The organism is Janthinobacterium agaricidamnosum NBRC 102515 = DSM 9628 (assembly GCF_000723165.1).
Classification (GTDB): Bacteria; Pseudomonadota; Gammaproteobacteria; order Burkholderiales; family Burkholderiaceae_D; genus Janthinobacterium; species Janthinobacterium agaricidamnosum.
Genome location: NZ_HG322949.1, coordinates 5872423 through 5873695, shown reverse-complemented (window position 1 = coordinate 5873695; position 1273 = coordinate 5872423). Strand labels below are relative to the sequence as shown.

General features: G+C 58.9%; 1 protein-coding gene (cut by a window edge). It reads right to left on the bottom strand.

All coding sequences use genetic code 11. The features are described 5' to 3' along the window. Nucleotides 1-1129 carry the 5' portion of an IS4 family transposase gene (locus GJA_RS25435; RefSeq protein WP_479686750.1) on the bottom strand. It extends 20 nt beyond the left edge of the window, so 1129 of the gene's 1149 nt are visible here — the first part of the coding sequence; its start codon is at nucleotides 1127-1129; the stop codon falls past the left edge of the window. Between the last annotated feature and the right edge of the window lie 144 nt (nucleotides 1130-1273).

The following is a 1273-nucleotide window of genomic DNA, read 5'->3' as shown; positions in this document are numbered from 1 at the left end:
GCCATGCTTTGGTTGGCACAGCCATCACCATGCCGGCATAGTGCGCTCGTACCTCCACGGCCACATAAAACGGCGATAGCTCAATGCCGCTGGCAACCAGGTCGTGCGCGGCGCTCACTGCGCACTGCAAGACAGTCAACACGTTATAGGCCAGGATTGCGATGCCGAACGCGAACAAGGCCGCGCGCGGGTGTCCGAGTGTAGTGACTTCACTGTGTAAGACCGATTCGAGTCGCTGGAACATGGTCTCGATCCGCCAGCGCTTGCTGTATAGGCGAGCAATGGCGCGTGCGCTGAAATGTTCTGTTGGTAGATTCGTCAGCAACCGGATGATCGTTTCGCCATCGTCAGTGGACTTGTCCAGTCGCAGCTCAATGCGGCGTAATGCTACCTTCTGTCCTGTGGTTCCAGGGATGGCAACGCACTGTTCAAAGACGGCGCCGGTCGCGATTCGCCCCTGATATGTCAGCTCGTCCAGCGGCGCCGGATTGGGCGTACGGCCGTGCTCACGTACGATGAAGGCACACCCACGGCGATGCCATTCGGACAGGATCATGCGCGTGCTGAAGTTGCGATCAGCAATCCACAGTTCGCCCGGATGCGAACGCTCCAGTAACGGTGGCATCACGGCGCGTTCCTGCGAGTGTGCATCTTCGCAAGGCTCCATATCGACGATCAGGCCCGAATCAGGGTCATACACCACAAGGGACTGGCCAGGCATTGCGGCGCCGCGAAAGGCGCGCAAAGGATTCAGCCGCTTTTCGCTGGCAGGCAAATGGTTGCCGTCCACGATACGGGTGCGGTAACCCGGAACCAGCGGCGGCTTTCGCTGCAAAAATGGCGTGATCACGTCACCAAGGCGCTCGGCGCTGCCGGTGACCAGCGCCCGTACCAGGTTCGGCTCGGTGTGTCTGACCTTGTCATATAAAGCTTGCACAGAAACCGGCAAATCAGGGCAGGCCTGCGCTGCGGCGTGCAGCGATGGCCGCAGCCCAACTGCGACCACGGACATCAGTTCGACTGTCGTCGAGAACAGCAGCTCCCTCTGGTATTGGGCGCCACGTTCTCGCTCGAAAAGTTCATCGGCCCAAGCAGGATCGAGGGCACGTTGCAGCGCCAGCCTTGCCATCACAGTCAGCGGGCTGATTTTTGTGCAGTGCGATATCACAGCATTCATCATCATGGCAGTTTCCTCCTGTGCCAGTTAGATGATGTTTGCTACAAAGAGTGCCGGTTTTATCTCAGCTGTGACGACGCACCTTTAAAGGGGTGG